This is a genomic window from Achromobacter sp. RTa (assembly GCF_000757485.1).
In the GTDB taxonomy this organism is placed as follows: domain Bacteria; phylum Pseudomonadota; class Gammaproteobacteria; order Burkholderiales; family Burkholderiaceae_B; genus Achromobacter.
Map to the genome: position 1 here is coordinate 811 of NZ_JPYO01000048.1, position 241 is coordinate 1,051.

Below are 241 nucleotides of genomic sequence, written 5' to 3' on the forward strand. Positions count from 1 at the left end.
ATCAATATGGCGGCGATGACGGTGCTGGACGCCAACCGGGTCGAAACCCAGGCCTGATCCGGCGGTAGAGCAAAGCGCAATTGGGGCGGGAGCAAGCACGCAAAGCGTGCGCGACATGGGAGGCGCATCGACAGCCTCCGCAAGAATGGCCGGCCCGTCGCCGGGCCGCCCCAAGGCGGGCCAGCCCTATTGGGGCGGGAGCAAGCACGCAAAGCGTGCGCGACATGGGAGGCGCATCGAC